This window comes from Sporosarcina sp. Y1004 (assembly GCF_057669665.1).
The window spans coordinates 1-12293 of the sequence record NZ_JBYHFQ010000010.1; the positions used below are offsets into that span (position 1 = coordinate 1).

At 41.6% G+C, this 12293-nt stretch carries 14 protein-coding genes, 5 tRNA genes and 1 rRNA gene; all 20 read right to left on the reverse strand.

What is annotated here, in order from left to right; all coding sequences use genetic code 11:
• Positions 1-114, reverse strand: a 16S ribosomal RNA gene (locus AC25Y6_RS08935); the annotation flags it as partial.
• Positions 115-483: 369 nt separating this feature from the next.
• A tRNA-Gly gene (locus AC25Y6_RS08940) sits at positions 484-557 on the reverse strand.
• A 104-nt stretch (positions 558-661) separates the two neighbouring features.
• A tRNA-Leu gene (locus AC25Y6_RS08945) sits at positions 662-748 on the reverse strand.
• Positions 749-810: 62 nt separating this feature from the next.
• Positions 811-886: transfer RNA gene (locus tag AC25Y6_RS08950), tRNA-Lys, on the reverse strand.
• 50 nt (positions 887-936) lie between these two features.
• Positions 937-1011: transfer RNA gene (locus AC25Y6_RS08955), tRNA-Gln, on the reverse strand.
• A 186-nt stretch (positions 1012-1197) separates the two neighbouring features.
• Positions 1198-1272, reverse strand: a tRNA-Glu gene (locus AC25Y6_RS08960).
• A 190-nt stretch (positions 1273-1462) separates the two neighbouring features.
• Positions 1463-1921 carry a SprT family protein gene (locus AC25Y6_RS08965; protein WP_482101416.1) on the reverse strand — a complete coding sequence of 153 codons (459 nt, stop codon included), beginning with the start codon at positions 1919-1921 and terminating at the stop codon, positions 1463-1465.
• 23 nt (positions 1922-1944) lie between these two features.
• Positions 1945-4101 carry a Tex family protein gene (locus AC25Y6_RS08970; protein ID WP_482101417.1) on the reverse strand — a complete coding sequence of 719 codons (2157 nt, stop codon included), beginning with the start codon at positions 4099-4101 and terminating at the stop codon, positions 1945-1947.
• A 98-nt stretch (positions 4102-4199) separates the two neighbouring features.
• Positions 4200-4796: a PP2C family serine/threonine-protein phosphatase gene (locus tag AC25Y6_RS08975; RefSeq protein WP_488142746.1), complete on the reverse strand. Its 597-nt coding sequence runs from the start codon at positions 4794-4796 to the stop codon at positions 4200-4202.
• On the reverse strand, positions 4796-5641 hold the full coding sequence (sigB, locus tag AC25Y6_RS08980) for an RNA polymerase sigma factor SigB (protein WP_488142747.1): 846 nt from the start codon (positions 5639-5641) through the stop codon (positions 4796-4798). The genes AC25Y6_RS08975 and sigB overlap by 1 nt, the downstream gene beginning before the upstream one ends.
• A complete protein-coding gene (gene rsbW, locus AC25Y6_RS08985; protein WP_488142748.1) occupies positions 5616-6089 on the reverse strand; it encodes an anti-sigma B factor RsbW in 474 nt (157 codons plus the stop codon). Before rsbW ends, sigB begins: the two co-directional genes overlap by 26 nt.
• Complete coding sequence (locus AC25Y6_RS08990; protein WP_482101421.1) at positions 6076-6417, reverse strand: anti-sigma factor antagonist; 342 nt, start codon at positions 6415-6417, stop codon at positions 6076-6078. Before AC25Y6_RS08990 ends, rsbW begins: the two co-directional genes overlap by 14 nt.
• Positions 6418-6488: 71 nt before the next feature.
• A complete protein-coding gene (locus tag AC25Y6_RS08995; protein ID WP_488142749.1) occupies positions 6489-7502 on the reverse strand; it encodes a PP2C family protein-serine/threonine phosphatase in 1014 nt (337 codons plus the stop codon).
• Positions 7503-7516: 14 nt separating this feature from the next.
• Positions 7517-7918, reverse strand: a complete 402-nt coding sequence (locus AC25Y6_RS09000; protein WP_488139842.1) for an anti-sigma regulatory factor — start codon at positions 7916-7918, stop codon at positions 7517-7519.
• Positions 7919-7920: 2 nt separating this feature from the next.
• Complete coding sequence (locus AC25Y6_RS09005) at positions 7921-8283, reverse strand: STAS domain-containing protein (RefSeq protein WP_488139843.1); 363 nt, start codon at positions 8281-8283, stop codon at positions 7921-7923.
• Entirely contained in the window at positions 8280-9110 is an 831-nt protein-coding gene (locus AC25Y6_RS09010; protein ID WP_488142750.1) for an STAS domain-containing protein, read from the reverse strand. The genes AC25Y6_RS09005 and AC25Y6_RS09010 overlap by 4 nt, the downstream gene beginning before the upstream one ends.
• A gap of 163 nt (positions 9111-9273) precedes the next feature.
• Positions 9274-9624: a type II toxin-antitoxin system PemK/MazF family toxin gene (locus AC25Y6_RS09015; protein ID WP_067205315.1), complete on the reverse strand. Its 351-nt coding sequence runs from the start codon at positions 9622-9624 to the stop codon at positions 9274-9276.
• Between the two features lie 4 nt (positions 9625-9628).
• Positions 9629-9919 (reverse strand): transcriptional regulator, encoded by a 291-nt coding sequence (locus tag AC25Y6_RS09020; protein WP_488142810.1) that lies wholly within the window; start codon positions 9917-9919, stop codon positions 9629-9631.
• 133 nt (positions 9920-10052) lie between these two features.
• On the reverse strand, positions 10053-11192 hold the full coding sequence (gene alr / locus AC25Y6_RS09025) for an alanine racemase (RefSeq protein ID WP_488142751.1): 1140 nt from the start codon (positions 11190-11192) through the stop codon (positions 10053-10055).
• Between the two features lie 68 nt (positions 11193-11260).
• The gene (locus AC25Y6_RS09030) at positions 11261-12265 is read right to left on the reverse strand and encodes a LolA family protein (RefSeq protein ID WP_488142752.1); all 1005 of its coding nucleotides are present in this window, start codon (positions 12263-12265) and stop codon (positions 11261-11263) included.
• Positions 12266-12293: the final 28 nt, after the last annotated feature.

Genomic DNA, 12293 nt, shown 5'->3' on the forward strand with positions numbered 1-12293 from the left:
ACTCACCCGTCCGCCGCTAAAGTTAGAGAGCAAGCTCTCTAACTTCCGCTCGACTTGCATGTATTAGGCATGCCGCCAGCGTTCGTCCTGAGCCAGGATCAAACTCTCCATAAGAACTACTTCTATAAAGAAGTAGTTTTCCATAAAGAAATCGAATAGCTCATTTCTTGCTGACTTAAGGAGGAATTAATTCCTCCTCTGAATCCGAAGATTCTTGTGTGTGTTTCTTTTCGTTCGACCGAAATCGACTTACTTCGAAACGTTTTGCTCAAGTGCGTTCACACTCTCGCGATATCTCATTGATGTTTTGCTGTTCAGTTTTCAAGGTTCATTTGGTTCGGAATCATTTACGATCCTCTTTTATAAGTTCGTTACTGTTCTTACAGCAACTTTCTTAGTATAGCATTCGCTATTTAGGAAGTCAACAACTATTTCATTTTAACTTTCAAGCGATATTCACAAATTTGTTTCTAATAAGTAATATGGAGCGGGTGAAGGGAATCGAACCCTCATCATCAGCTTGGAAGGCTGAGGTTTTACCACTAAACTACACCCGCGTATATAATATTGGCGCATCCGACATAAGCTGGATGATAACCATTTCCCTTTTGATAAAACGAACTATTCATGAGGTAGAGAACTTTTAACTACGAAAGTGATTTGGTGCGGTAAAGAGGACTTGAACCTCCACGGGGTTAACCCCCACTAGGCCCTCAACCTAGCGCGTCTGCCATTCCGCCACTACCGCGTTGTTTTAGCGACAAACCTTATTATATAGCATACAATTCATTTGTCAACATTTTTTTAAAATGGTGAGCCATGCAGGATTCGAACCTGCGACCCTCTGATTAAAAGTCAGATGCTCTACCAACTGAGCTAATGGCTCTTTATTATATAGAAGAGATATTCTTCTTGCGCTTCACGCAGGTAAAACATTGGCTGGGGTAGCTGGATTCGAACCAACGAGTAACGGAGTCAAAGTCCGTTGCCTTACCGCTTGGCTATACCCCAATGATACCTAATTCAGCAATATAGTTTCACACTGTACAAAACTTATTCATTTCGTCACTTCGTATTCAACCTTATGGATGATTCTTTTCGATACTTCGAATCGAAGTTCTTATGGATAACTCTTTTCAATACTTCGTATTGAATCTTATGGTTGATTCTTTTCGATACTTCGTATCGAAAAAATCTTGGTGACCCCTACGGGATTCGAACCCGTGATACCGCCGTGAAAGGGCGGTGTCTTAACCGCTTGACCAAGGGGCCATGTTGAATGCTTATATCTTCATGGAGGAAGAATCGTTCTCCATAATGTCTCGGTGTCTTTCCCAACCGACTTTTCCTATTATAAAGAGAGTCATCCATTTCGTCAACACTTATTTATAGATTTGTTTTATGAAATATCAAAAACACGATCAGACCGCAGTTTGCGATGACTGATCGTGTTCTTTTTATACTAAACAGGTTGTATTTCTTCAATTCGCCCTGCACATTTTCCGCATCTGTATTTGGTAACATCCATTCTCCTTTTACGGTTGTAGAGTAACTTACAAGATACACACTTATAGACACGGAGCGAAACTACCTTACGATTCCGTTCAGTAAGTGGTCGGCAAAACCTCGGGGATGATGTGCTTTTCAGCAAATTCCTGAAGTCCACATCACGGTGCCGATAACCTCTTCCTTCTATATGAAGGTGGTAGTGACAAAGCTCATGTTTAATTACACCCACCAGTTCATCTATTCCGTGCTTAACTAGAACTAATGGGTTAATTTCTATGGAATGGTCTGAAAGCATATAACGACCACCTGTTGTTCTTAGCCTTTTGTTAAACCGGGCACTATGAATAAACGGCTTGCCGAACGCTTCATCCGAGACTTTCTCTATATATCTCTGCAGTTCTTCATCCGTCATAGTTACCACCTCCAGTTCCACTATCATTTAGTTGACGGTGGCAACATCGTCAATGAAATACGTCCTTTCCCTTTATCGACGCCTTCTACCCAGACAGTGACGATGTCACCAGAGGCCACAACGTCAAGAGGATGTTTTACAAAGCCTTTTTTTAATTTGGATATATGAACAAGACCGTCTTCCTTAACACCTATATCAACAAAAGCACCAAAATCAACTACATTACGGACTGTTCCTTGCATTTCAAGACCTTCGTAAAGATCCTTCATATCGAGGACATCTGCTTTTAAAAGCGGTTGCGGATAATCATCACGTGGATCCCGATTCGGTCTTTGAAGTGTTTCAATAATGTCTTTGAGCGTCACTTCTCCAACATTCAACTTAATCGCTAGGGCTTTACTATCGAGAGCCGACAGCGCATCAGAGGTTTCTTGCTTTCCTAGCAACTTCTTACTTGCTCCTGATTCTTCTAATATTTGTTCGGCTAACTGGTAACTCTCAGGGTGAATACCAGTCGAATCAAACGGATCCTTTGCATCAGGCACTCGCAGGAAACCAATCGCCTGTTCATAAGTCTTCGCGCCAAGGCGTGGTACTTTCTTTAATTGATTGCGTTTCGTAAAGAGACCATTTTCTTCACGTGACTTCACAATATTTTCTGCAACCGTTTTGGATAATCCCGCGACATATTGAAGCAGCGACGAGGAAGCAGTGTTGACATCGACCCCTACCCGGTTCACTGCCGTTTCGACGACAAATGATAATGATTCGGATAGGCGTTTTTTTGCAACGTCATGCTGGTATTGCCCGACACCAACAGAACCCGGATCAATTTTCACTAGTTCCGATAACGGATCCTGTAAGCGTCTCGCTATAGATACCGCACTCCGTTGTTCAACTTGAAGTTCAGGGAATTCGTCCCGTGCTTGAGGTGAAGCTGAATATACACTTGCGCCTGCTTCATTTACAATTACATACGAAACACCCGCTTGTGCCTCTTTTATACAATCTACTATGAACAGTTCAGACTCACGTGAGGCTGTTCCATTTCCGATTGCAATAATAGTAATCGGATACTTTTTTAATAAATCCAAAATCGTCCGTTTCGATTTTTCTTTTTCCATTTGTGGCTGATGTGGATAAATTACTGATATTTCAAGCAATTTACCTGATTCATCGACAACCGCAAGTTTACATCCTGTACGGAAAGCCGGGTCAAGGCCCAGTACAACTTTCCCTTTCAACGGGGGTTGCAAAAGTAGACTTTTTAGGTTTTCTGAAAATACATGAATTGCCTGTTCTTCAGCCTTTTCTGTCAGTGCTGCCCTGATTTCTCGTTCAATTGAAGGCGCTATCAAACGCTTAAACGCATCCTCTGTCGCTTCTTTTACGTATGGTGCAGATGGCGAATGCGGTTTGCGAATTAGCTCACGTTCAAGTCCCCCGGAAATTCTATCGACTGGGAAAGAAATCCCAACGCGTAGCACATCCTCTTTTTCACCGCGGTTTAAAGCCAAAACGCGATGAGGTACAATTTTCTTCAAAGGTTCTTCATATTCATAGTAATTTTCAAAAACATTTCGCTTGTCCTCTGCACCTTTACGTATCGCCGAGACAATCATCCCATCTGACCATGCTAATTTCCGTATGTTTTCGCGTATTCCGGCGTCGTCAGCAAATTGTTCAGCCATAATATCTCGAGCACCAGCAAGCGCATCTTCAACGCTATTGATACCGCTTTCTTCATTGACAAAAGGATTGGCTAGCTGTTCTGGTGATTCTCCTGAAAACTCCATTAGACTTTTCGCTAATGGCTCAAGGCCGCTCTCAATTGCAATCATCGCACGAGTACGTCTTTTTATTTTGTAAGGTCTGTAAAGATCTTCAATTCGCTGTAAGACAGTTGCACCTTCAATCGATTTTCTTAATTCCTCGTCCAACTTACCTTGTTCATCGATCAGGCGAATAACTTCTTCTTTTCGTTGTTCAAGCCCTTTAACATAATTGTAAGCATCCTCAACCGCTTTAATCTGTACTTCATCCAGCGAACCGGTTTCTTCTTTCCGGTACCTTGCAATGAAGGGGACAGTGTTTCCTTGGTCAAGTAATGCGATAACCTTTTCAGTTTGATGTATACTGACGGCCGCTTTACCAGCTGTAGCCTCAACAATATGCCTCATCAATAAATTCACCCTTTCTTTACTTTCTTAATTTTACCAGAACTGCATCATGAGTGCCTAATTAAAGAAAAGCACGCACAAAAAAACCTACTTCCGTTTTATAGAAGTAGGCTGCCCGCTATAAATGTGGCGTCGTCGCCGTGTTCAATCGATTGGAGCACGTTTTGGTATAATTCATAAGGTCCAGAACTTTCCTTTAATGTTGCTTTCGGACTTCTCAGTATGACACCGTCCGAATGGAGAAAGAATAAATCACCTTTGGAATAGTCATATTGTTGTGTCTTTAACTTTTGTGGTCTACCCGATAAATAACCCATTACAGGCAAAGGATAAATCATCTTATCACAATCATGCAGCATATAAAAACGTACATTTCCTACACAGCTATACTGAATCGTTTTTTGTTTATAATCCACTTTGACAATAGCTACAGCTGCTCCACGTTTTTGCACCATGTGCTCATTGCAACGGCTAAGTAATTCATCAATTGACTCGTGATGATACTCTTTCAATACTTTAGGTATGATTTGAGATGATTGACGCGCAATTGGTCCATTACCAAGTCCATCAGCAATTGCACAGATGAAATAACCTTCCTCTTCATGGATGAAATACGTGTCCCCACATTCTCGATTCCCAAACTTCGCCTCTTGGTAAACATATGCTTCGACATGATCCGTTAAGATTGAATCCACTACGATACACCGCCAGCCGCCAATATTGCTTCCTGCAACTTTTTAATCGCTTTTCGTTGTAATCTTGAAACATGCATTTGAGAGATTCCGAGTAGCTCTCCCGCTTCTTTTTGGCTTAGTTGGTCAATATATGTATACTGAATAATTTGCTTTTCACGTTCAGACAACACATTTAGAGCATTAGCAACAACCATGCGTTGATCTGTTTTCTCAAAACCATCATCATTTTCCCCGATAATATCAAATAGAGTAACCGTGCCACCTTCAGAATCTGCTTCTAGGGTATGGTCCATAGAGAGAGCTTGATAACTTCTTCCCATTTCCATTGCTTCAAGAACCAGTTCTTCATGCACATCTAGGTAATCCGCAATTTCACTGACCAGGGGCGAACGTTGCATTTCTATTGTTAACGTCTCAACTGCTGCTTTAATTTTCGGTCCGAGTTCTTTTATACGTCTCGGGACATGTATTGCCCATGTTTTATCACGTAAGAAACGTTTAATCTCACCGATAATTGTCGGCACTGCGAATGCTTCGAAACTTCTGCCAAATTCAGGATTATAGCGGCGTATCGCTCCGAGAAGACCTAGCATACCTACTTGTGCTATATCTTCATGAAAAGGCTTGCCATTCGAATACTTTCGGGCTAACGATTGAACGAGCCGTTCATAGTGTACTACTAACTTCGTCTGTGCTTCATCGTCATTCGTCTCCTGGTATTGTTTTATCCATTGAAGGACTTCCACCTTCGTTCCAGTTTCACGAGGAGAAGGTTCTTCCACAATAGGTTCGACGGTGGACTTTTCCTTCCCTTCAGACTCATGAGGTGATTGTTCGTTCGACATCCTCATCGCCCCGCTCTCCACCTAGGTATTTGGTCATAAAGACCGTTACACCCTCTTCATGATGTACTTTCACATCATCCATAAGTGTTTCCATAAGGTAAAGGCCCAATCCTCCTTCCCGAAGAAACTGTACCTCCTCCTGTTCATTGTATGGTCCTACTCTTTTTTTCGTATCTTCGAAATTAAAACTTTTGCCATGATCCGCTACCATAATTTCTAATTTATCCGCAAAAAGGGCACAGCCAACCACCACTTCGCCTTCATCGTCTTCATTATATGCATGTTGGACAGCATTTGTAATCGCTTCACTCGACGCTATTTTTAAGTCTTCGATTTCATCATATGTAAAACCAAGTCGACTAGCGAGACCTGAAATCGCGAGACGTGCTACACCAACATATTGAGCTTTTGCGGGAACTCGAATTTCAATGTAATCATACGGTCGCATCTACGTCCCCACTTTCTTCCATTTCAATATCCATAACTTCTCCCAAGCCAGTTATATCAAAAAGTTTTTTCAATCGTGTGTTAACGCCAACAATTTTCACGTGTCCTCCATTGGCCTTGACAGCTTTATAAAAACCAACAAAAACACCCAATCCTGTACTATCCATATAATTAACTTCAGACAAATCCAATTCCGCTTGCATATCAGTTATTTTTTCAACAGTTGCAAGACGTTCTCTTAACATTGGTGCTGTGAAGGCGTCAATCTCCCCCACAATTTTGAAACGCTGAACACTATTCTCTTCTAACAACTCAACTTGCAAATCCATATTTCCACCCCAAATTTCTCTGTTTTTATGATAACGCATACTATAAATTAGGGTACCCTTTATTGCAAAACTTAAACCTTTTCAATCTCTTTCTTAAAAATGACGAGAGTAAAATCATCACGTAAATGAAAGTCTTGAAGATAGGCCAGTTTTTGGTATACCGTATCGGCTATTTTTTGCGCGGATTCATCTTTCACTTCCAGCATAATATTTTTAATCACTTCATCATCAATGAAACCTGTTTCGGTTCGGACCTCAGTCACACCATCCGTCATCATCGCGATAAAGTCGCCCTCTTCCAAGATAACGGAATGCTCTTCATAAACAACATTCGGATGAACACCAAGCAGTAGTCCTTTTGCGTTTAGCTCTGTAAATGTACCAGTGGATGCTCTATACATAATGGCGGGTTCGTGTCCCGCAGATCCGTATGAGAAACTTGAATCTCTCGCATCGTACTTTCCATAAAACATGGAAATAAACATCGAATCATCGACACTTTTTTCAACGATTCTATTTACGATATCAAGTACATGGCGCGGACTTGTGTTTTCGTTTTGCAAACTGTCCATTCCGAATTTAATCATTGACATACAAAGTGCTGCCGGAATTCCTTTACCTATAACATCAGCCACAGCTACGCTTGCTTCAAAACTAGTATCATTGAGAAAATAAATATAATCGCCACTCATTTGTTTTGCGGATTCTGTTACAAGCCCGATATCAAGTTCTTTGAAGTCTGGTTTTCTGGTTTTCAGCAACGTATCTTGCACTCTAACCGCTAGGTTCATTTCCATTTGGAGTTCTTCCTGCTTTCGAATAAGGCTCTGATGTTCTTGTAGAGCAAGCCCATAGTGAATCATCATTTCTATCAGAAAGTCAAACGAATGCTTTATCTCATCCGACATAGTAGGAAGGACTTCTGTCAGTGCCGTTTTATGAATACTAATCACTTCTTCAGGCGAAATTTCTTTCTCGATGAATTGCCTGCTAAACTGCTGTCCTATATAAAGTTCCTCTTCATTTTGTCCATCTAAGTATTTCTGCAATATTTGTTTGTACTGCTTTGAAACTTCCTTAGGCATCCATCATCATCTCCTCAGCGAAGCCATTTTGTGGCGGTGATTATCGTACCCACTCCCAGCTCCGTTTCCACTTTGAATTCATCCATGAGCCTTTTCACACCTGGCATTCCTGCACCAAGTCCTCCAGAAGTTGAAAAACCATCTTCCATCACTTTACGCATATCCGGAATCCCCGGACCGTCATCAGATGCAATAATTGTAATCCCGTAAATGTCATTCTCAGAAAGTCTTTTAATTTCAATTTTCCCTTTTCCAGCATATAAATAGATATTACGCGCCAATTCGCTTATAGCCGTTGTAATTCTCGCCTGATCGACCGTTCCAAAACCAGACTTCTTCGCTTCATTCCGGCCCAGCTGTCGGGCGGCAACAATGTCCCACTCCGTGTATATGTCTACAGAAGACCAGTACTCCATGGTTAGGCCTCCAATTCTTTACGAAGTTTATCCAATCCATTTTCGAGATCGAGTGCCGTCATAACGTTTTCCAGACGGATGCCTAGTTCTATAAGCGTAATCGCTACTGCCGGTTGGATTCCTGTAATCACAACTTTAGCCCCCATCAACCCTGACATGCTGATGACATCACCCAAGACTTTTGCAATAAAAGAATCTATAAAGTCAATAGGTGTCAAATCGATAACAACACCTCTAGCCGTCGTTTCATGCATTTTTTTCAAAAGGTCTTCTTGGAACTGAAGTGCAGTATGATCGTCAAGCTCCCACTGAACAGAGACAATTAAAGTATCACCCAGTTTTAAAATTGGTATTCGCATATTCATGAATTATCAACCTCCACGATCGTTCGGTTTGTAAGTCCAAGAGCCTTCTGCATCCCACGTTGTAATGTACTAGTCGTCGTAAAGTCATTGAGATTTATGCCAAGTGTAACGATGGTTTGAGCGATTTCCGGACGAATTCCTACTAGCATACATTTCGCTCCGACAAGTCGCACTGCATCAGCTGCTTGAATGATGTGATGGGCTACCATCGTATCTACAACGGGGACGCCAGTAATATCCAGAAGAACGACTTCAGCTCGTTGTTTCACTACACCTTCAAGTAGATTTTCCATGATTAGTTTGGCACGTTCTGTATCGATTGTTCCAACAAGCGGCATGACAGAAATTTTGTTGAAAACCGGTATCAAGGATGCAGATAGTTCCTGCAATGCGATTTTTTGCAAACTGACTGTCCGTTCCCATTCTGCCGAATAGGCTTCAATGATACTTTCACGGAGAGGCATAATCCAGTTATCGAAGATAGTTATATAAGCTCTGAGATTACTAGCATCAATAATCCTTTTTTCTTCCAATAGTTTAAATACGACCTGTGAGAAATTATCAATTGCTTTATTAACAAATTTGATGGACCATCCAAACCGAACGACCTTTTCTGTAAATTCGTTCAACTTTTCTGAATGAATAACATTCGCTTCATAAATATTCGATGTCATTAATGCAGCAAATTCACCACTCGTCTTCTCTACAAGCTTGGTAGGCATGAAATGGAAGAACTTCTCTCCCTTTTCATCCTTCATAAGTTCTTTCCATCTTTCAATTATCTCTATGATATTTTGATCAATGCTTTTTACCATTTTAATATTCATAAGTGTTTCGATAAGCCTCCTTTTGAATTGAAAACCATTGTATCCTCATTGTATCGAAAAAGAGGACGCAATACACTTTTTTTGTCGACAGACATGCTGTTAATATGAATTAATCGAAAAAGACACCACGGAAATATCTCCATGATGTCCCTTATATGTATGCTCAGAATTTGATTAGACCGAAACTTACTTCTAGCGCTTCATCGACCTGTTCCATCAAAAATTCATCTAGATGTGTAATCTTATCGGTAAGCCTCGACTTGTCGATCGTGCGGACTTGTTCGAGCAGAATAACCGAATCCCGCTCGAAACCATATCGCACCGCATCGATTTCAACATGTGTAGGCAATTTCGCTTTTTGAATTTGCGCAGTGATTGCCGCAATAATGACTGTCGGGCTAAACCGGTTACCTATGTCATTCTGTATGACAAGAACCGGTCTCGTACCTCCCTGTTCAGAACCGACGACAGGCGACAGATCTGCAAAAAAGACGTCTCCACGTTTTATTGCCAACTTTTCATCCTCCGCTTACGAGACGTTCCACCGTATGCTGGGCTTCAAATTCCACATGCAAGCATTCCGTGGCGATTTTAAGGTTGATTTGCGACATTTCGAGATAACCGTTCATCATCTCTTCTCTGATTGTATCCGATTCATAGTCGGTTACATATCGCTTTGTCGAAATATAAACTGAATCTCCACGGTCCAGCTCTTGATGGACGACCGTATGTTCATTTTCGTTCAGCATCCGTTTCGGAATTTTAACAATAACTTCTTTTATGTTTTTATTTGCACACAACTTCAGCACCTCCGACAAAACCGTTCCTAATCTCAATACTAGTCCATCTTACCATTGAATACCGACAATGAGAAGACATAGAAGGAACTTTATTGACAGGATTCTGCAAAAGTGCTAGTTTATTTTGTCGAAAGTACGGATATTATACATACTGCCCATCTTTTCCTGTATATATTCTCGGTACTCGTTTGGCGATGGTTACTGCAATTTCGTACGGAATCGTTCCAAGTCGTTCCGCCCACTCTTCCATCGTAATTTCTTCTTCCCCTTGACGACCAATCAGCACTACTTTTTCCCCAATTGGTAATTCTCGTGAAAGTTTTACCATGCATTGGTCCATACAGATCGTTCCAACAATCGGCATTCGCTCACCATCAATAAGAACTTCCTGTCCACGTAGTCCACGCTTTAAACCGTCTGCATAGCCGATAGGAATTGTGCCAATCCATTCGTTTTTAGAAGTTTCATATGTCCCGCCGTAACTGATTCGATTGCCAGCCTCCAACAACTTTACATAGGCAAGTTCACTTTCAAGTTGGAATGCTTTTTTGAGTTGAAACGGCAATTTCCCTCCTACGTATTCTGAAGGTGCAATTCCGTATAGTCCGATTCCGAAACGGACTGCGTCAAGAGCATATTCAGGATAGAGAAGGGTTGCCGCGCTGTTTGATGCGTGAATGAGCCGAGGTTTTTTCGGCAATGTATTAACAAGCTGCATGAATGTCGCAAACTGCTCTTGTGTGTGGTCTGGATCTTGTTCATCTGCACAAGCAAAATGAGTAAAGATGCCATCCATAAGCACAAATTCAGATTTATCGACGATATCAACAAGGGATTGGAGCTCACCTGCATCTCTCAATCCTATTCTTCCCATTCCGCTATCAACTTTTACATGAATTTTCAACGGTTCCACAAATGTTGCACTACCCCCTATTGCCGCTTGTAACCATTCAGCACTAGATACTGTAATTACAATTCCTAGCTTAGCTGCTTTTTCAGCAAACGCAAGCGGAGACGGCCCCATGACGAGGATGTCCCCGCTAATACCCGCCACTCGGAGTCGTACCGCCTCGTCCGGTGTTGCAACCGAAACCATTTGTGCACCTGCTTCAAAAGCCGCTTTTGCAACTTCCACTTCCCCGTGGCCGTATCCGTCCGCTTTCACAACCGCAATTATTGCAGTCTTGCTTCCCAAAAAGTTCTTTAAATTTCTGACGTTATCCCGAATAGCTTCAAGATTGACGAGCGCTTGCGTCGGACGATAGTGAATAGAGTTTTCCAAGGCAATCCCTCTTTTATATTGTAATACCCTCTATTATCGATCCTCTGCACATTCTACGTCAACTAAAGTTATTTTTCACTATCCGCCATCATCGATCCGGCTACTTCAATCATTTCTTCTGGCGTTAATGTTTCGGATGCGATAAAGAATGAAACTCCTTCACTTTCCCAACGAATCGATTTGTCTGCTAAAGCTGCAACTGTGAATCCAAGATCTACAGGATCACCTTCAATAGATACTGGCATTTTCGTGTCTGGTCGAACTGCTGGCTCTTGAATAATGATGAATTCTTTATCTCCACCATAGGTCATGAATGAACGTATACCACTTTCTGTTTCCACACTTTTTTCATCGACAAGATTGCCTTCCGCCCAAGTGACTGATGGATAGTACGTGGCGAGTCCTGTCTTTTCATCTTCTGTAGGCTCAGTCTCTTTACCAGTATTCGTGTCATCCATATCTACTGCATAATCTGCAGCTTTCCGTTCTACACCAAGAGTAATCTTTTTAAATGAAATGCGTATTTTCTCTACCTTATTTTCATCCAGTACGGAAACATACGTTGGTAGTAATGTCTTTTTGTCAATATGAATTTGTTGAGTCGGCAAAACCTTCTTATGATTGTTTCTTGTGGCAGTTTCAAAGACATACGTTTTGTCTTTTTCCGTCATCGTTGCATTTTTATCCGCTTTAATATCATCTGACAGAGCGCCAATCAAGTATGCCTGGCTATTTTGCGCTGGCCAATCACTTTGAAACTTATACGTCTTACCAAGCGATGGCGTAACAACATAAACGCCTTCTTTATTGCGCACAATCATCTGAGAGTCCTTGCTTCCAGCCTGTGTTACGTTAACACGATAAAAGGCAGGTTTTGTATGCCAGACAGCAACATCGTATAAACGCGGTTCTGCTCCAGTCTTAATCTCCATCGTTGCTTGCAAATCATACCCTTTCGTATCATTCCACTTCCCACTGAGCTTCTTCATGACATCCTCTTTTGACGGCGCCCCACATGCCGCGAGGATTACCATGACCGCAACTAACAAAAAAACAAATATCCGGCTACGCATACAGTTCATCCTTTCTCATTTCAATCGG

Coding starts and splice junctions, on each gene's coding strand:
- AC25Y6_RS09030 (WP_488142752.1), bottom strand. CDS start 12,265: ATGCGTAGCCGGATATTTGTTTTTTTGTTAGTTGCGGTCATGGTAATC.
- AC25Y6_RS08990 (WP_482101421.1), bottom strand. CDS start 6,417: ATGGATTTGCAAGTTGAGTTGTTAGAAGAGAATAGTGTTCAGCGTTTC.
- AC25Y6_RS09000 (WP_488139842.1), bottom strand. CDS start 7,918: ATGGAGTACTGGTCTTCTGTAGACATATACACGGAGTGGGACATTGTT.
- AC25Y6_RS09005 (WP_488139843.1), bottom strand. CDS start 8,283: ATGAATATGCGAATACCAATTTTAAAACTGGGTGATACTTTAATTGTC.
- AC25Y6_RS08965 (WP_482101416.1), bottom strand. CDS start 1,921: ATGACGGATGAAGAACTGCAGAGATATATAGAGAAAGTCTCGGATGAA.
- sigB (WP_488142747.1), bottom strand. CDS start 5,641: ATGTCGAACGAACAATCACCTCATGAGTCTGAAGGGAAGGAAAAGTCC.
- AC25Y6_RS08995 (WP_488142749.1), bottom strand. CDS start 7,502: ATGCCTAAGGAAGTTTCAAAGCAGTACAAACAAATATTGCAGAAATAC.
- AC25Y6_RS09010 (WP_488142750.1), bottom strand. CDS start 9,110: ATGAATATTAAAATGGTAAAAAGCATTGATCAAAATATCATAGAGATA.
- rsbW (WP_488142748.1), bottom strand. CDS start 6,089: ATGCGACCGTATGATTACATTGAAATTCGAGTTCCCGCAAAAGCTCAA.
- AC25Y6_RS08970 (WP_482101417.1), bottom strand. CDS start 4,101: ATGAGGCATATTGTTGAGGCTACAGCTGGTAAAGCGGCCGTCAGTATA.